Source organism: Bacillus thuringiensis (genome assembly GCF_022095615.2).
GTDB classification, from domain to species: Bacteria; Bacillota; Bacilli; order Bacillales; family Bacillaceae_G; genus Bacillus_A; species Bacillus_A cereus_AG.
The window spans coordinates 141164-159152 of the sequence record NZ_CP155559.1 but is presented as its reverse complement, the minus strand read 5'-3'; the positions used below and the strand labels follow the sequence as shown (position 1 = coordinate 159152).

The window sequence follows — 17989 nt, the reverse complement described above, 5'->3', positions numbered from 1 at the left end:
AATTATACCATACATGAAACAAACAACAATTACAAACAACCCCCTTTAGTCTAAATTGGTACGATGTCAAACATTATTATCGTACAGTATAATATAAATCATTATTATACGCTTATTTTCAAATAAAAAAAGCAACTTCGCAGTTGCTTTTCTTACATTTATTTTAGTTTTTCACCGAATAAAGAACCCATTAAAGCAACCGCTGTTGTTGCCGTTCTATTTCGCTCATCTAAAATAGTATTTACTTCAACAAACTCAGCAGATGTAACAATATCAGCTTCCGCTAACATTTCCATTGCTAAATGGCTTTCACGATAAGATAGGCCACCAATTACAGGCGTTCCAACTCCTGGTGCATCATGTGGATCAAGGCCATCTAAATCTAATGATAAATGTACACCATCAGTATGAGATAAATACGCGATTGTTTCTTCCATAACAGCCGTCATACCCATACGATCAATCTCATGCATTGAGAATACTTTAATACCTTCATTGCGAATAAAGTCTTTTTCTCCTTCATCTAATGCACGTGCACCGATAATTACAACGTTCTCTTTTTTCACCTTTGGATATGCCCCGTATAAATCTACAAGTGAAGGATGTCCATATCCCAAACTTGCTGCAAGTGACATACCATGAATATTTCCAGATGGTGAAGTTTCTTCTGTATTTAAATCACCATGTGCATCATACCAAATAACACCTAAGTTTTTATAATGTTTCGCAACACCCGCTAATGTACCAATAGCGATACTATGATCGCCACCCAATACAAGTGGGAAACGTCCTTCTTCTATAATATGATCCACCTTACTTGCTAATTCGTTACAAACAGTTGCAACTTGTGTAAGGTTTCTTAAGCTTGTATTTTCATCTACTTCTTTTTCTCTCTCTATACATATATCTCCCATATCTTTAACATCATATCCAATTTCTTCAATTCTTTCAATTACGCCTGCATAACGGATTGCGCTCGGCCCCATATCAACTCCGCGACGCATCTGTCCTAAATCCATTGGAACTCCAATAACTGAAATTTCTTTTTTCATAGATAGTATCCCCCTTTTGTGCCTTCACTAAATATTTTAAATCTTTTATATACTCTGACTCAACTCGACATTTTTCTGTATGGATATACAAATTATTCACTTATATTCGCTTTAAAATCCAAATGTTAAGACTATTCTATGTATAAAGTTAACCTAATGAAACAACTACCATCATTATTATTAGATAATAATAAAAAACACTCCTACATTTAGAAGTGTTTTTCTGATGCTATTTTCCATACTGCGGCAATATTCTTTGCTGTCATTTCGATATTTTCTTCCGCTACTTTATATGCCTCTTCTAATGTCATCGGACTCGCTGTAATACTAAATACTGCATCGATTCCTTTTTCGTGAACAGCTGGATAATTCGGAGATACAGATCCTCCAATAGCAATGACAGGAATACGAAAATACTTTGCACGCTCCGCAACACCTACAGGGGCCTTTCCATATGCTGTTTGTTCATCTATTCTCCCTTCGCCAGTTATAATTAAATCTGCACCTTCTATATGCTTATCAAAATTTGTGTAGTCTAATACAATTTCAATTCCTCTCCGCAGGCTTCCCTTTAACACTCCAATAACAGCTGCTCCCATTCCTCCTGCGGCTCCTGCGCCAGGTATTTTAGATACGTCGCAAGATAAGTATTGTTTAAGGATATTCGCATAATGCTTTAAATTCTCATCTAGCTCTTTCATCATCTCTGCATTCGCACCCTTTTGCCTCCCAAATACGAAAGATGCTCCCCTTATTCCAACTAACGGATTATCTACATCACACGCTGCCTCTATCTTTATATGCGTTAAGCGTGAATCCATTCGTGAAAAATCAATAGCGACAATCGAATGTAACGTTCCTCCAGATGGCTCTATTGCTTCCCCTTTTCTATTTATAAACCTGACCCCTAAAGCTGACAACATACCTGCTCCGCCATCATTTGTAGCACTTCCGCCAAGTCCTAAAATAATGTGCTCAGCTCCTTCGTCTAGCGCATGTAGTATAAGCTCTCCGGTTCCTTTAGTCGTTGTAATAAGTGGGTTTCGCTTTTTAATCGGAACATATTGTAATCCTGATGCTGCTGCCATTTCAATAAACGCTGTCTTTTTATCTTTAGACATACCGTAAAAGGCTTGCACACGTTCTCTAAGCGGTCCTGTTACATGAAGTGATATAATCCTTCCCCCTGTAGCATCCACAAGTGAATCAACCGTTCCTTCTCCTCCATCTCCAATTGGTATTTTCACATACTCTGCTTTAGGGAAAATTGTTCCAAAACCTCTTTCAATAGCCTCACATACTTCTATAGCTTTTAAGCTTTCTTTATATGAATCCGATGCAATAACAACTTTCACAATTATCCCCATCCTTTATTTTCGCGTTTTCTCCATTTTAAATGACAAATATGAAAGTTGTCTTTTTAAACACAAAAAAAGCTTACATCATATGATGTAAGCTTCTCTATTAGATGGAGCCTAGCGGGATCGAACCGCTGACCTCCTGCGTGCAAGGCAGGCGCTCTCCCAGCTGAGCTAAGGCCCCTTAGTAATAAAGCGGAAGACGGGATTCGAACCCGCGACCCCAACCTTGGCAAGGTTGTATTCTACCACTGAACTACTTCCGCGAAAATGGTGAGCCATGAAGGATTCGAACCTTCGACCCTCTGATTAAAAGTCAGATGCTCTACCAACTGAGCTAATGGCTCGTAAATGGCTGGGCTAGCTGGATTCGAACCAGCGCATGACGGAGTCAAAGTCCGTTGCCTTACCGCTTGGCTATAGCCCATTAATATTTACTAGTATGGTTATCTTTTCAAAAAAATAAACCCTCTCAGGTTATTTTAAAGAAAATGGTGGAGGGGGGCAGATTCGAACTGCCGAACCCGAAGGAGCGGATTTACAGTCCGCCGCGTTTAGCCACTTCGCTACCCCTCCGACATTTAAAATATATATGGTGGAGGATGACGGGATCGAACCGCCGACCCCCTGCTTGTAAGGCAGGTGCTCTCCCAGCTGAGCTAATCCTCCAAAAGTGGTGACCCGTACGGGATTCGAACCCGTGTTACCGCCGTGAAAGGGCGGTGTCTTAACCACTTGACCAACGGGCCAAAAATTTAAAACTTTTTCCAAGCTTCCAACCGGGCTTGAACCGGTGACCTCTTCCTTACCATGGAAGTACTCTACCAGCTGAGCTATGGAAGCATAATGGCTCCGCAGGTAGGAATCGAACCTACGACCGATCGGTTAACAGCCGATAGCTCTACCGCTGAGCTACTGCGGAATAATACAAGCCTGGCAACGTCCTACTCTCACAGGGACAAGGTCCCAACTACCATCGGCGCTAGAGAGCTTAACTTCCGTGTTCGGTATGGGAACGGGTGTGACCTCTCTGCCATCATTACCAGACTTTTATCATTATACACATTCTTTTCAGAATGTCAAAAGGAATTTTAATATATATTCCTTCAAAACTAGATAACATTGCTACATATTATATGGTTAAGTCCTCGATCTATTAGTATTCGTCAGCTCCACATGTCACCATGCTTCCACCTCGAACCTATCAACCTGATCATCTTTCAGGGATCTTACTAGCTTACGCTATGGGAAATCTCATCTTGAGGGGGGCTTCATGCTTAGATGCTTTCAGCACTTATCCCTTCCGCACATAGCTACCCAGCTATGCCCTTGGCAGAACAACTGGTACACCAGCGGTGCGTCCATCCCGGTCCTCTCGTACTAAGGACAGCTCCTCTCAAATTTCCTACGCCCACGACGGATAGGGACCGAACTGTCTCACGACGTTCTGAACCCAGCTCGCGTACCGCTTTAATGGGCGAACAGCCCAACCCTTGGGACCGACTACAGCCCCAGGATGCGATGAGCCGACATCGAGGTGCCAAACCTCCCCGTCGATGTGGACTCTTGGGGGAGATAAGCCTGTTATCCCCGGGGTAGCTTTTATCCGTTGAGCGATGGCCCTTCCATGCGGAACCACCGGATCACTAAGCCCGACTTTCGTCCCTGCTCGACTTGTAGGTCTCGCAGTCAAGCTCCCTTATGCCTTTGCACTCTACGAATGATTTCCAACCATTCTGAGGGAACCTTTGGGCGCCTCCGTTACACTTTAGGAGGCGACCGCCCCAGTCAAACTGCCCACCTGACACTGTCTCCCGGGTCGATAAGACCCGTAGGTTAGAATTTCAATACAGTCAGGGCGGTATCCCACCAGCGCCTCCACCGAAGCTAGCGCTCCGGTTTCAATGGCTCCCGCCTATCCTGTACAAACTGTACCAAAATTCAATATCAGGCTACAGTAAAGCTCCACGGGGTCTTTCCGTCCTGTCGCGGGTAACCTGCATCTTCACAGGTACTATAATTTCACCGAGTCTCTGGTTGAGACAGTGCCCAAATCGTTACACCTTTCGTGCGGGTCGGAACTTACCCGACAAGGAATTTCGCTACCTTAGGACCGTTATAGTTACGGCCGCCGTTTACTGGGGCTTCAGTTCAGAGCTTCGCTTACGCTAACCCCTCTCCTTAACCTTCCAGCACCGGGCAGGTGTCAGCCCCTATACTTCGCCTTACGGCTTCGCAGAGACCTGTGTTTTTGCTAAACAGTCGCTTGGGCCTATTCACTGCGGCTTTCCGTTAAGAAAGCACCCCTTCTCCCGAAGTTACGGGGTCATTTTGCCGAGTTCCTTAACCAGAGTTCTCTCGCACACCTTAGGATTCTCTCCTCGCCTACCTGTGTCGGTTTGCGGTACAGGCACCTTTTATCTCGCTAGAAGCTTTTCTTGGCAGCGGGGAATCAAAGACTTCGCTCCATAAGGAGCTTCCCCATCACAGCTCAGCCTTCACGATAAGCGGATTTGCCTACTTATCAGCCTAACTGCTTGGACGTGCACAACCAATCGCACGCTTCTTCTATCCTTCTGCGTCCCTCCATTGCTCAAACGATAAAGAGGTGGTACAGGAATATCAACCTGTTGTCCATCGCCTACGCCTGTCGGCCTCGGCTTAGGTCCTGACTAACCCTGAGCGGACGAGCCTTCCTCAGGAAACCTTAGGCATTCGGTGGACGGGATTCTCACCCGTCTTTCGCTACTCATACCGGCATTCTCACTTCTAAGCGCTCCACCAGTCCTTCCGGTCTGACTTCACTGCACTTAGAACGCTCCCCTACCACTGATACCATTGGTATCAATTCGCAGCTTCGGTGGTGTATTTAGCCCCGGTACATTTTCGGCGCAGAGTCACTCGACTAGTGAGCTATTACGCACTCTTTAAATGGTGGCTGCTTCTAAGCCAACATCCTAGTTGTCTAAGCAACTCCACATCCTTTTCCACTTAATACACACTTTGGGACCTTAGCTGGCGATCTGGGCTGTTTCCCTCTTGACTACGGATCTTATCACTCGCAGTCTGACTCCTAAGGATAAGTCATTGGCATTCGGAGTTTGACTGAATTCGGTAATCCGATGAGGACCCCTAGTTCAATCAGTGCTCTACCTCCAAGACTCTTACACTTAAGGCTAGCCCTAAAGCTATTTCGGGGAGAACCAGCTATCTCCAGGTTCGATTGGAATTTCTCCGCTACCCACACCTCATCCCCGCACTTTTCAACGTGCGTGGGTTCGGGCCTCCATTCAGTGTTACCTGAACTTCACCCTGGACATGGGTAGATCACCTGGTTTCGGGTCTACGACCACGTACTAAACGCCCTATTCAGACTCGCTTTCGCTGCGGCTCCGCCTCTTCAGCTTAACCTCGCACGGGATCGTAACTCGCCGGTTCATTCTACAAAAGGCACGCCATCACCCATTAACGGGCTCTGACTATTTGTAGGCACACGGTTTCAGGATCTCTTTCACTCCCCTTCCGGGGTGCTTTTCACCTTTCCCTCACGGTACTGGTTCACTATCGATCACTAGGGAGTATTTAGCCTTGGAGATGGTCCTCCCAGATTCCGACGGAATTTCACGTGTTCCGCCGTACTCAGGATACATTCAAGAGAGAACGAAGTTTCGACTACGGGGTTGTTACCCTCTACGACGGACCTTTCCAGGTCGCTTCGTCTACCTCGTTCCTTTGTAACTCCGTATAGAATGTCCTACAACCCCAAGAGGCAAGCCTCTTGGTTTGGGCTATGTTCCGTTTCGCTCGCCGCTACTCAGGAAATCGCATTTGCTTTCTCTTCCTCCAGGTACTTAGATGTTTCAGTTCCCTGGGTCTGTCTTCCTTACCCTATGTATTCAGGTAAGGATACCATACCATTACGTATGGTGGGTTTCCCCATTCGGAAATCTTCGGATCAAAGCTTACTTACAGCTCCCCGAAGCATATCGGCGTTAGTCCCGTCCTTCATCGACTCCTAGTGTCAAGGCATCCACCGTGCGCCCTTTCTAACTTAACCAAACTAAAATTAAAAAAATATGAGCTACACTGTTATCTAGTTTTCAAAGAACATACATTTATATATGAGAGATAGTTCTCTCAAAACTGAACAAAACGAAACACGGAAACTTATATTGATGAACAGCGTTCATCAATTCTCCATAGAAAGGAGGTGATCCAGCCGCACCTTCCGATACGGCTACCTTGTTACGACTTCACCCCAATCATCTGTCCCACCTTAGGCGGCTGGCTCCATAAAGGTTACCCCACCGACTTCGGGTGTTACAAACTCTCGTGGTGTGACGGGCGGTGTGTACAAGGCCCGGGAACGTATTCACCGCGGCATGCTGATCCGCGATTACTAGCGATTCCAGCTTCATGTAGGCGAGTTGCAGCCTACAATCCGAACTGAGAACGGTTTTATGAGATTAGCTCCACCTCGCGGTCTTGCAGCTCTTTGTACCGTCCATTGTAGCACGTGTGTAGCCCAGGTCATAAGGGGCATGATGATTTGACGTCATCCCCACCTTCCTCCGGTTTGTCACCGGCAGTCACCTTAGAGTGCCCAACTTAATGATGGCAACTAAGATCAAGGGTTGCGCTCGTTGCGGGACTTAACCCAACATCTCACGACACGAGCTGACGACAACCATGCACCACCTGTCACTCTGCTCCCGAAGGAGAAGCCCTATCTCTAGGGTTTTCAGAGGATGTCAAGACCTGGTAAGGTTCTTCGCGTTGCTTCGAATTAAACCACATGCTCCACCGCTTGTGCGGGCCCCCGTCAATTCCTTTGAGTTTCAGCCTTGCGGCCGTACTCCCCAGGCGGAGTGCTTAATGCGTTAACTTCAGCACTAAAGGGCGGAAACCCTCTAACACTTAGCACTCATCGTTTACGGCGTGGACTACCAGGGTATCTAATCCTGTTTGCTCCCCACGCTTTCGCGCCTCAGTGTCAGTTACAGACCAGAAAGTCGCCTTCGCCACTGGTGTTCCTCCATATCTCTACGCATTTCACCGCTACACATGGAATTCCACTTTCCTCTTCTGCACTCAAGTCTCCCAGTTTCCAATGACCCTCCACGGTTGAGCCGTGGGCTTTCACATCAGACTTAAGAAACCACCTGCGCGCGCTTTACGCCCAATAATTCCGGATAACGCTTGCCACCTACGTATTACCGCGGCTGCTGGCACGTAGTTAGCCGTGGCTTTCTGGTTAGGTACCGTCAAGGTGCCAGCTTATTCAACTAGCACTTGTTCTTCCCTAACAACAGAGTTTTACGACCCGAAAGCCTTCATCACTCACGCGGCGTTGCTCCGTCAGACTTTCGTCCATTGCGGAAGATTCCCTACTGCTGCCTCCCGTAGGAGTCTGGGCCGTGTCTCAGTCCCAGTGTGGCCGATCACCCTCTCAGGTCGGCTACGCATCGTTGCCTTGGTGAGCCGTTACCTCACCAACTAGCTAATGCGACGCGGGTCCATCCATAAGTGACAGCCGAAGCCGCCTTTCAATTTCGAACCATGCAGTTCAAAATGTTATCCGGTATTAGCCCCGGTTTCCCGGAGTTATCCCAGTCTTATGGGCAGGTTACCCACGTGTTACTCACCCGTCCGCCGCTAACTTCATAAGAGCAAGCTCTTAATCCATTCGCTCGACTTGCATGTATTAGGCACGCCGCCAGCGTTCATCCTGAGCCAGGATCAAACTCTCCAATAAAGTTAGTTTGTCTAGCATCTAAAAATAAAAATTGACGTTTCACGTTGTTTGTTTCGTTCAGTTTTCAAAGAACTACTTGGTCGCTCATTTGCGACTTCCTTATGTTAACATCTTCGTTTTTCGATGTCAACTAAGTTTTTTAATTTCTTTTTTATCGTTTTCTGCGTTTCCGCATCAGCGACGGTTATTAATTTATCATATAATAACCATTAGCGTCAATACTTTTTAATAAAAAGTTCTTTTCCTTACATAACGCATACATTCTTCTGCATTAGCGACTCTTCGAAACAAACAAAAAATGATTTTATATCTTTCTTCCATCGCCTTTTTTACAACATCATGAATACGTTCATCTTCAAAATCAAATAAAAGTTCTTCTAACTCTCTCTTCAATATGTATTCCATTTCTTTTTTCTCTTCTTTCGTTAACATAAACCCAAGCAAATCATCACCTCAATCATTTCTTACAAAACAATAAACGTTCCGCTCATTTTCACTTATCAAAATCCTATCATTCATTATATCCACCGCTTACGATATTAATCCTTTGTTCTCTTTTTAATATTTAAAGCATATATGTAACTGAAAAGGATTGGACAAAGGGGCGTAATATTATGTTTTTCTTTTTTATTACGAGTAAACGAGCTTTTAAACACATTAGCTTAATAGTGATACTTTCCTTATTTACAGCATGGCTTCTCTTTTTGAAAACATATTCACATGAATCTGCTTTTTCAACTGCTACAGGACCTAAAGTTATTTACAAAGGAGACATCTCTAAAAAACAAGTTGCATTCACGTTTGATATTAGTTGGGGAGACAAAAAAGCAATTCCAATCCTTGATACACTTAAAGAAAAAGACATTAAGAATGCAACCTTCTTCCTTTCTGCTGCATGGGCAGAAAGACACCCTGATGTTGTTGAACGCATCATAAAAGATGGACATGAAGTCGGGAGTATGGGTTATAACTACACGTCCTACACTTCTCTAGAGACAAATGAAATACGAAGCGATCTTTTACGAGCACAAGATGTTTTTACAAAACTCGGCGTGAAACAAGTCAAACTATTACGTCCACCTAGTGGAGACTTTAACAAAGCAACACTTAAAATAGCAGAATCACTCGGATACACCATCGTCCATTGGAGCAATAACTCAAACGACTGGAAAAACCCAGGTGTAAACAATATCGTTTCCAATGTCTCTAATAATTTAAAAGGTGGAGATATCGTCTTATTACATGCATCCGATTCTGCTCTTCAAACAAATAAAGCTTTACCACTGCTTCTACAAAAATTAAAAAGTGACGGATATGAGCAAATATCAGTATCACAACTTATTTCCAACACAAGTACGAAAAGTGAAGATGTAAAGTAATTCTTTTCCCTCTTACCTTCACACATAAAAAGCTCTATTACCTTTCATTCAGGTAATAGAGCTTTTTTCATCCCGATATTTTCATTCGTCCAACTACCCTACATAAAAACTCAAAAAACCTCTCTTACTTAAGCCGACTTACTCGTCTTTCCAATTAAACGATGTAATATAAGTAACTGATATGCATTACATAATAAAAGTGGTATCACCATTAAATATAACCAATCTGTATCATTAATACGAAGCGCTGGTACCCACTCAAGAATCGTTACAACAACCATAAAGAACAAAGCGGGCACAAATGCCTTTCTATTCGTTTCTTTACTTTTTATGTAAGCAACAATCGCCCCAAACACAAATAGCACACCCGCAACAAGTATATTATTCCCTAATGAAACTTCCCCATTTGCAATCAATACGGATCTTAAATACACGAAATCAAATAAAACGAATGCAATAAAGAAGAGCTGGACTGCATTCCATAAAGAAGGTGATCGGAACATACCTAGTCCAAAACGATGGATTGTTAAATAGGCAAAGAATCCCATTTGACTTATAACACTAAAAATAAATCCTACACCCATCAACCAGAAAGAAACTGCTAGAATTTCCTTTCCGTCGAAATTTTGAAAAAATTTAACATACTTGTCCCACTCCAAAACAAAACCAAGAATGACTGTACTAATCCCACCAAGAAACAACGTCGTAAAAAATAGTCGTACCCACTTGCGGCTATTCACAACACATCCCCCATTATCCTTATATTTCTAATTAAATTGTATCAATGACAATTTCAAAAAGCTAGCCATGTTCATGTATAAATTCCTTAAAGATATTTATATTAAAAAGAGAGAACTGTGCTGAAAGGAGTTCCAACTTATGAAACGGATGCTGCTCGTTTTGACTTCTTCTTTTTTATTTCTTGTACTTGTAGCATGTGCACAAGGAAAAGAAGCAAAGTCCGAACTTGATTATGATCAAACGAAGAAAATGATTGTTGATATTTTAAAAACCGATCAAGGTAAGAAAGCTATTCAAGATGTATTAACTGATGAAAAAATGAAACAAGCACTCATACTAGATGAAACAGTAGTAAAGAAAACGATTGAAGATGCAATGGTATCCGACAAAGGGCAACAATTCTGGGAAAAGCTCTTTAAAGACCCTGAGTTCTCATCGAAATTCGCTAAAAGTATGGGGAAAGAACAAACAACCTTAATGAAAACATTACTAAAAGACCCTGAATACCAAGCAGGCGTTATAGAAATTATGAAAAATCCTGAAGTAGAAAAAATGATGTTACAAACAATGAAGAGCAAAGAATACCGTCAATATTTACAACAAGTACTAACAGAAACTGCTGAAAGCCCACTCTTCCAAGCTAAGATGATTGATATTATTAGTAAAGGTGTACAAAAGGCCGAAAAAAGTGGATCCGATAAAAAGGAAGCAGGCGGTGAAGGTGGTTCCCAAGACGGTAAAAAGGAGCAGCAGTAAAAATAATAATTATAATGAGTGGACAATATATGTATCGTCCACTCATTATTATTTTATTTTTGCGCGACAGCTATTTTATCAATTACCGTCTCAGCTATCGTGCGATAAATAAGACCCGTCATATGTGTATCTTCATATACTGACGGTGCAAAGTCTTCTTTATTCCAATCAGGTTGTTGAAGCGGGATTCTGCCAAGTACTTCTGTTTGAAGTTCTGTAGCTAATTTATCTCCGCCACCTCTTCCAAACACATATTCTTTTTCACCAGTTGTTTTACTTTCAAAATACGCCATATTTTCAACAACACCAAGAATACTATGTTCTGTACGTAAAGCCATGGCTCCAGCGCGCGCTGCTACAAATGCTGCTGTTGGATGCGGTGTTGTTACAATAATCTCTTTACAAGCCGGCAACATCGAATGTAAGTCTAGCGCAACATCACCTGTACCCGGTGGTAAATCTAAAACTAAATAGTCTAAATCGCCCCATTCTACTTCTGTAAAGAAGTGATTTAACATTTTCCCAAGCATAGGCCCTCTCCAAATAACCGGTGCATTATCTTCTACAAAGAACCCCATTGAGATTACCTTTACACCTAGACGCTCCACTGGAATAATTTTATCCCCTCTTACAACAGGACGTTTTTCTATCCCCATCATATCCGGTACGCTAAAACCGTAAATATCAGCATCAATGATACCAACCTTTTTCCCTAGACGAGCTAGAGCAATAGCAAGGTTAACAGAAACTGTCGATTTCCCTACCCCACCTTTTCCACTCGCCACTGCTAAAAATGTAGTTTTTGAATTTGGTGACAATAAAGATTCAATTTGCTCTTCTTCCTGTTCTGGTGCAAACTGAGTTAATTCCTCTTCTGTGAATTCTGCAAAGCGAAGCCCTACTGTTGCCGCTCCTAGTTCTTTAACTAACTTTACAATTCCAGATTGCAATTGCATTTGTTCCGCTGTACCGGTTTTTACGATTGCAATTTTAACACTTACATGTTCCTTCTCAGGCTTAACTGTTACCTCTTTAATTGCCCCTGTTTCTTTTAACGTTTTATGTAAAAACGGATCTACAATCCCTTCTAACGCTTCCACTATTTGCTCTTTCGTTACCATAATTAGCCCAGCCCCCTGTATGAAAAATAACGTAATGTTAATTAAATGTATCTCTCTTTATTTTTTAAATAAATGCGTTTACATTTCCAGTATAACATATTTTCGGAAAACTTCGTTAACGAGAGAAACGCAAAAAATCCTCCTTATTCTGGAGGATTTCCTTTTTCCGTGAAATAGCGTAATATACCACGATATACTGCAGCCGCTACCTTTTGCTGATATTTCTCCGAATTTAACATATACCTTTCGTTTACATTCGATAAAAAGCCAGCTTCAATTAAAGCACCTGGTGTTTTCGCATACTTTAATAAATACACATGAGAAATTGTTTTAGCAGAACGATTCGTATTCTCTAAACTCGTTCTCAATTCAGCTTGTATAAATTTTGCAGCACGTTCATTTTCAATCGAAGAACGGTAATAGAACGTTTGTGCGCCTTTCGATCCACTACTAGTCAAAGCATTTAAATGAATACTCGCAAAAAAGTCTACATCAGGTTTATTAATAATCTCTACACGTTTTTTTAAATCTTCTGCTTTACGTCTACTATATGATTTTGTATCTTTCTGAGCTAAATCATAATCTCCCTCACGTGTTAAAATAACTAGTGCACCTTGTTCTTGTAAATAATCTTGTACCTTCTTTGTAATCTCAAGCGTAATATCTTTTTCTATAATATCTTTTCCACCAACAGCCCCTCCGTCTGGTCCACCATGCCCAGCATCTAATACAATCACTTTCCCTGATAAGGGTAAATTCCAAGCTCGCCACGATTTTGTAATTTGAAATTCTTGTTTGACTAAAAAAAACAAAACAACCGCAGCGAGTGCAAAAGAGATAATTCGAATTCTCTTCATACCTTTCCTCCTCCAGCTAGTCCCTCTAATTACTTATATGGGACAAGAGGAAAGTTTATGCTTGTCTTAATGAAGCTTTAATCGATATCTTCTTTCACCTTTTTCATATCCTTCCTGCCACCATAAGCCAATAAACTGCTGACAAGATTCAAAAAGTAATTCCTCATCTTGTAACTTAATTTCCCTCATAGTCATGCTCGTTAAAAATTGAAATAGTGTTTCCGTTAATTGTTGCTCTTCTTCTAAGGCTCTATATTTCACATCAAAGAATGATTCGCCATAATAACCAAACTTACTGTATCTCGCTCCTAATAAATACGATTCTATCCCTAATTCAATACAGTAATCTTCATACTGACGATGAAGTTCCTGCATCTGAAAGGCATCTCTAATATTTGAACGTAATGTTTTTAATGATAATTCTCGCAGCATCTTCCGTTCATATTTCAGCTGCTTTTCTTTTTGTTTTTCTTGTAAGCTGACAATGACATTCATAGTACTTATAAACCTCCCTAATACGTATTAGTCTAAACTTCTAAAGAAGAAGCATACGCGAGAGGATAGCACTAAAATATTCCAAACTACAAAAATTCCAAAAGAGGAATGAAACATAAAAAAACCCCAACCAAAATGGTTGGGGTTTGTAGTTCGCAAAAATTAACGTTTTGAGAACTGAGGTGCACGACGTGCGCCTTTAAGACCGTATTTTTTACGCTCTTTCATACGTGCGTCACGAGTTAATAGACCTGCACGTTTTAGTGTTAGACGGTATTCTGGATCAGCTTTTAATAAAGCGCGAGAAATACCGTGACGAATAGCACCAGCTTGACCAGTGTATCCACCACCATTTACGTTTACAAGTACATCGTAGTTACCTAAAGTTTCTGTTGCAACTAGAGGTTGTTTCACTACTTCACGTAATGCAGCAAATGGGATATAGTTTTCAAAATCACGACCGTTAATGATAACGCGTCCTTCGCCTGGAACTAGGCGTACGCGCGCTACTGAACTCTTACGACGTCCAGTGCCATAGTATTGAACCTGTGCCAAAGTAAGCCCTCCTTTAATTAATTATCCGCGAAGTTCGTAAACTTCTGGTTTTTGTGCTTGGTGTGGATGCTCTGCTCCAGCATACACGTTTAGTTTCTTAGAAACTTGACGGCCTAAGCGTCCTTTTGGAAGCATGCCTTTAATTGCAAGCTCTAACATTTGTACAGGGTAGTTTGTACGCATTTCTAGAGCTGTTCTTTGTTTAAGTCCACCTGGGTGGTTAGTGTGACGGTAGTAAATTTTATCGTTTAATTTATTACCTGTTAAATGAATTTTCTCAGCGTTAATAATAATTACATGATCACCCGTGTCAACGTGTGGTGTAAATGTAGGTTTGTTTTTACCGCGTAAAATAGATGCTACTTCCGTAGATAGGCGACCTAAAGTTTGACCTTCAGCATCAACCACATACCATTTACGCTCAACTTCGTTAGCTTTTGCCATAAAAGTCGTACGCATGTGTTTCCCTCCTCGTTATCTTTTCCATAGAAAAAATCTATTGTTTATCTTAAACACGATTTCCTTCCGGGGCTAATCGTGGTTTTAGAAACAATACCATATGTTATGATATACTTTTGAGTTTCTAATGTCAAGCAAATGTTACACCAGGATTAGTTGTTATAGTTTACCTGCCATAAGTAAAGCCCATGACCAGGAGCCATCTTTCCAGCAAACTGACGATTTTGTTTCGCTAGAATCTCTGGAATGCTATCTGGATCAAGCTTTCCTTGCCCTACGCTCAGTAACGTACCAACAATAATTCTGACCATATTATATAAAAATCCATTACCTACAAAACGAAAAATTAATTCATCGTCTTGCTCGATTAGCTCAATTTCATAAATTGTTCTCACTTTATCTTTTTTGTCAGTTTTTGCCGAACAAAAAGAAGTGAAGTCATGCGTTCCAATAAAATAAGGAATCGCTTTTCGTATAGAGTTAATTTCGAGCGGATATGGATATTGATATACGTAATTTCTACGGAATACATCCGCAGTCTTTGATAATAACACACGATAACGATATTCTTTTCTCTCAACACCGTAACGTGCATGAAACTCTTCTGTTTTTTTCTCTACCTGTCTGATAACAATATCATCTGGCAACATTGTGTTTAATGCATTACCCCATTGCCACTCTTCAAGAGACAAAGGTGTATCAAAGTGTATGACTTGTCCTTTGGCGTGAACGGTAGAATCCGTTCTACCCGATGCCTGAACACGAACAAGTTCTCCTTTATGCAATTTCTGCAAAGCTTTTTCAATCTCTTGTTGAACAGTACGATGCTGCGGCTGAATTTGATAACCACAAAAATGCATGCCATCATATGCAACCGTACATTTTATTCTATCCATTTCTCTATTCTCCATTACGATCGCACCCATGCCAAAATACAAGCTAAACAAAATAAGCTTATAATCGTTACTGTATCGCTTGTTTTCCAGCGTAGTTGCCTAAATTTAGTACGTCCTTCGCCACTTTGATATCCACGAGCCTCCATAGCAATTGCTAAGTCCTCAGCACGCTTAAAAGCACTGATAAATAGAGGAACCAGTAGTGAGATAATAGCTTTCATCCTATCTTTTATCGGTCCTCCTGCGAAATCAATACCACGTGACGATTGTGCCTTCATTATTTTACTCGTTTCATCCATTAATGTCGGAATAAAACGAAGAGAAATTGACATCATTAATGCGATTTCATGAACAGGAACTTTTATACGCTTCAACGGCTTTAATAACGTCTCCAAACCATCTGTAATCTCAATAGGTGTCGTCGTTAACGTTAATAATGTCGTCATTAAAATAATGACGAAGAATCGTATAGAAATGTATATCCCTTGCTCTAATCCTTTTTCATGTATTGAAAACCAACCAAGCTGGAATAGTACTTCCCCTTCTTTATTTGTAAAAATATGCAGGAAAAATGTAAAAAGAAAAATCCATAGAATTGGTTTTAAGCCCGAAAGTACATAACGAATCGGCACTTTTGCAAAAAATAAAGCAATGAGTGCATATAAAAATAAAAATCCATATGAAATCGCATTATTTGCTAAGAAAACAACAAATACATATAAAAAGACAATCAGCAGCTTCGTACGTGGATCAAGTTGATGAATAAGAGAATTCCCTGGAATATACCTTCCAATAATCAACTGCTGCATGATTCATGACCACCTTTTCGTAACACCTGCACAACTTCATGAGTAAGATCCTCTAAAGATAAGGTAGCCTTTGGGATTGAAATGCCAAACTTCTCTTCAATTGCACGTTTATACTTTAAAGACATAGGAAGATCCACGCCAATTTTCTCTAGTTCATCAGCATGTGAAAATACTTCCTCTGCACTTCCTTGCAAAAAGACCGTTCCTTTATGCATGACTACAACCTGCTCCGCATACTTAGCAGCATCCTCCATATTATGTGTTACTAGGATAACTGTAAGACCTTTTTCCTTATGTAGCTTATAAAACATCTCCATAAGTTCATTCTGCCCTTTTGGATCTAGCCCTGCTGTAGGTTCATCTAATACAAGCACTTCGGGTTCCATTGCCAATACGCCCGCTATCGCAACACGCCTCATTTGCCCACCACTTAACTCGAACGGTGAACGTGTTAACAGTGCTGGCTCTAACCCTACAAGTTCAATTGCCTCTCTTGCCTTTTGTTTCGCTTCTTCTACAGATACCCCAAAATTAGTAGGGCCGAAACAAATATCTTTCTCCACAGTCTCTTCAAACAACTGATGTTCTGGGAATTGAAAGACAACCCCTACCTTTTTACGTAGTGGCTTTAGCTTTTTTTCTTTCTTTCCTGCCGAAATGAAGTGTTCACCAATTTGAACTGTGCCATTCGTCGGCTGCAATAAACCATTTAAATGTTGAATCATCGTCGACTTACCTGAACCAGTATGACCGATAATGGCATAATAGCCCCCACTTGGAAACGACACGTCTACATCATAAAGTGCGCGTCTTTCAAATGGAGTTTTATATTGATAACGATGTTCTACTTTTTGGAATGTAATCTCCAAAGTTCGTTCACCAAGCTTTCCATTGTAAGATGCGTATTTTGCAAGAGAATTTCATTTCTTTTTAATAATTCTGCTATTTTCACTGAAAATGGTACATCTAATCCAATTTCTTGGAGCATATGAGAGGACTTGAAGATTTGTTTTGGAGTCCCTTCCTCTAATATTTCTCCCTTATTTAAAATAATGATACGGTCTGATTGTGCCGCTTCTTCTAAATCGTGCGTAATTGATAACACGGTAATACCTTTTTGATTAACAAGTTGTCTAACCGTTTCTACTACTTCACGTCTCCCTTGAGGATCTAGCATTGACGTTGCTTCATCTAATATCAAAATAGATGGCTGAAGTGCTAAAACGCCTGCTATTGCCACTCGTTGTTTTTGCCCACCAGATAACGAATGAGGTTCATCATTAAGAAAATCTTCCATACGGACAAGTTTGAGGGCCTGATCTAATCTTTCTACCATTTGCTCTCTTGGCATTCCGATATTCTCTAAGCCAAAAACAACGTCGTCTTGCACTGTCGTTCCAACAAATTGATTGTCTGGATTTTGAAATACCATCCCAATTTGTTTTCGAACATCCCATACCGTTTCCTCTGATAAAACCATTGTATCATTTACTGTAATAGTCCCTGCTTCCGGCAAAAACAAACCATTCAATAATTTTGCAAGTGTAGACTTCCCTGAACCGTTTTGTCCAATAACAGATACCCATTCTCCCTCATACAAAGAAAATGAGACATCTTTTAATGCATAAGTGGCTGCCCCAGGATATTGAAATGATATATTTTCTGTCCGAAGTTTCTCTTTTTTCAATACAAGGCACCCTTTCCTTCGCCAAGTTAGCCTATTTTTATATTTAAAAAAAAGGGCCATGACCAGTTT

Annotated in this window: 15 protein-coding genes, 9 tRNA genes and 3 rRNA genes; 2 read left to right on the top strand and 25 right to left on the bottom strand. The window is 41.2% G+C overall.

What is annotated here, in order from left to right:
• Positions 1-158: 158 nt before the first annotated feature.
• From rocF to KZZ19_RS00875, 15 genes are all read right to left on the bottom strand, one after another.
• Complete coding sequence (gene rocF, locus KZZ19_RS00945; protein WP_088094877.1) at positions 159-1052, bottom strand: arginase; 894 nt, start codon at positions 1050-1052, stop codon at positions 159-161.
• A 209-nt stretch (positions 1053-1261) separates the two neighbouring features.
• On the bottom strand, positions 1262-2407 hold the full coding sequence (locus tag KZZ19_RS00940; protein WP_237982620.1) for a glycerate kinase: 1146 nt from the start codon (positions 2405-2407) through the stop codon (positions 1262-1264).
• 114 nt (positions 2408-2521) lie between these two features.
• Positions 2522-2594 (bottom strand) — tRNA-Ala (locus KZZ19_RS00935).
• 10 nt (positions 2595-2604) lie between these two features.
• Positions 2605-2676 (bottom strand) — tRNA-Gly (locus KZZ19_RS00930).
• Positions 2677-2681: 5 nt separating this feature from the next.
• Positions 2682-2757: transfer RNA gene (locus KZZ19_RS00925), tRNA-Lys, on the bottom strand.
• 5 nt (positions 2758-2762) lie between these two features.
• Positions 2763-2837 (bottom strand) — tRNA-Gln (locus KZZ19_RS00920).
• Between the two features lie 65 nt (positions 2838-2902).
• Positions 2903-2986 (bottom strand) — tRNA-Tyr (locus KZZ19_RS00915).
• A gap of 17 nt (positions 2987-3003) precedes the next feature.
• Positions 3004-3079: transfer RNA gene (locus KZZ19_RS00910), tRNA-Val, on the bottom strand.
• 5 nt (positions 3080-3084) lie between these two features.
• A tRNA-Glu gene (locus KZZ19_RS00905) sits at positions 3085-3159 on the bottom strand.
• Between the two features lie 21 nt (positions 3160-3180).
• Positions 3181-3253 (bottom strand) — tRNA-Thr (locus KZZ19_RS00900).
• Positions 3254-3257: 4 nt separating this feature from the next.
• Positions 3258-3332: transfer RNA gene (locus tag KZZ19_RS00895), tRNA-Asn, on the bottom strand.
• Positions 3333-3341: 9 nt separating this feature from the next.
• Positions 3342-3457, bottom strand: a 5S ribosomal RNA gene (rrf, locus tag KZZ19_RS00890).
• An 89-nt stretch (positions 3458-3546) separates the two neighbouring features.
• Positions 3547-6467: ribosomal RNA gene (locus tag KZZ19_RS00885) — 23S ribosomal RNA — on the bottom strand.
• Positions 6468-6613: 146 nt separating this feature from the next.
• Positions 6614-8165 (bottom strand): 16S ribosomal RNA (locus KZZ19_RS00880).
• The 16S, 23S and 5S rRNA genes sit together here with 9 tRNA genes alongside, the layout of an rRNA operon.
• Positions 8166-8390: 225 nt before the next feature.
• On the bottom strand, positions 8391-8609 hold the full coding sequence (locus tag KZZ19_RS00875; protein ID WP_000900298.1) for a hypothetical protein: 219 nt from the start codon (positions 8607-8609) through the stop codon (positions 8391-8393).
• A gap of 170 nt (positions 8610-8779) precedes the next feature.
• Here KZZ19_RS00875 and pdaB point away from each other — a divergent pair, with 170 nt between their 5' ends.
• The gene (pdaB, locus tag KZZ19_RS00870) at positions 8780-9544 is read left to right on the top strand and encodes a polysaccharide deacetylase family sporulation protein PdaB (protein ID WP_088094814.1); all 765 of its coding nucleotides are present in this window, start codon (positions 8780-8782) and stop codon (positions 9542-9544) included.
• A gap of 128 nt (positions 9545-9672) precedes the next feature.
• Here pdaB and kbaA read toward each other — a convergent pair whose 3' ends face one another.
• Positions 9673-10284, bottom strand: coding sequence for a KinB signaling pathway activation protein KbaA (gene kbaA, locus KZZ19_RS00865; RefSeq protein WP_237982302.1), 612 nt, complete (start codon positions 10282-10284; stop codon positions 9673-9675).
• Between the two features lie 139 nt (positions 10285-10423).
• Here kbaA and gerD point away from each other — a divergent pair, with 139 nt between their 5' ends.
• Positions 10424-11041, top strand: coding sequence for a spore germination protein GerD (gene gerD / locus KZZ19_RS00860; RefSeq protein WP_000827523.1), 618 nt, complete (start codon positions 10424-10426; stop codon positions 11039-11041).
• A gap of 53 nt (positions 11042-11094) precedes the next feature.
• Here gerD and KZZ19_RS00855 read toward each other — a convergent pair whose 3' ends face one another.
• The 9 genes from KZZ19_RS00855 to KZZ19_RS00815 form a co-directional block, all read right to left on the bottom strand.
• On the bottom strand, positions 11095-12162 hold the full coding sequence (locus tag KZZ19_RS00855; RefSeq protein ID WP_237982303.1) for an Mrp/NBP35 family ATP-binding protein: 1068 nt from the start codon (positions 12160-12162) through the stop codon (positions 11095-11097).
• A 143-nt stretch (positions 12163-12305) separates the two neighbouring features.
• Positions 12306-13019: an N-acetylmuramoyl-L-alanine amidase CwlD gene (gene cwlD, locus KZZ19_RS00850; protein WP_000822445.1), complete on the bottom strand. Its 714-nt coding sequence runs from the start codon at positions 13017-13019 to the stop codon at positions 12306-12308.
• A 66-nt stretch (positions 13020-13085) separates the two neighbouring features.
• Positions 13086-13514 carry a YbaK family protein gene (locus KZZ19_RS00845; RefSeq protein WP_001101006.1) on the bottom strand — a complete coding sequence of 143 codons (429 nt, stop codon included), beginning with the start codon at positions 13512-13514 and terminating at the stop codon, positions 13086-13088.
• A gap of 162 nt (positions 13515-13676) precedes the next feature.
• Entirely contained in the window at positions 13677-14069 is a 393-nt protein-coding gene (rpsI, locus tag KZZ19_RS00840; RefSeq protein ID WP_000079986.1) for a 30S ribosomal protein S9, read from the bottom strand.
• Positions 14070-14090: 21 nt separating this feature from the next.
• Positions 14091-14528: a 50S ribosomal protein L13 gene (gene rplM / locus KZZ19_RS00835; RefSeq protein WP_001260795.1), complete on the bottom strand. Its 438-nt coding sequence runs from the start codon at positions 14526-14528 to the stop codon at positions 14091-14093.
• A gap of 152 nt (positions 14529-14680) precedes the next feature.
• Positions 14681-15424 (bottom strand): tRNA pseudouridine(38-40) synthase TruA, encoded by a 744-nt coding sequence (gene truA, locus KZZ19_RS00830; RefSeq protein WP_087955362.1) that lies wholly within the window; start codon positions 15422-15424, stop codon positions 14681-14683.
• 14 nt (positions 15425-15438) lie between these two features.
• Positions 15439-16233, bottom strand: a complete 795-nt coding sequence (locus KZZ19_RS00825; RefSeq protein WP_237982304.1) for an energy-coupling factor transporter transmembrane component T family protein — start codon at positions 16231-16233, stop codon at positions 15439-15441.
• The gene (locus tag KZZ19_RS00820) at positions 16221-17102 is read right to left on the bottom strand and encodes an energy-coupling factor ABC transporter ATP-binding protein (RefSeq protein WP_237982305.1); all 882 of its coding nucleotides are present in this window, start codon (positions 17100-17102) and stop codon (positions 16221-16223) included. The genes KZZ19_RS00825 and KZZ19_RS00820 overlap by 13 nt, the downstream gene beginning before the upstream one ends.
• Positions 17078-17920, bottom strand: a complete 843-nt coding sequence (locus tag KZZ19_RS00815; RefSeq protein WP_237982306.1) for an energy-coupling factor ABC transporter ATP-binding protein — start codon at positions 17918-17920, stop codon at positions 17078-17080. Before KZZ19_RS00815 ends, KZZ19_RS00820 begins: the two co-directional genes overlap by 25 nt.
• Positions 17921-17989 lie beyond the last annotated feature (69 nt).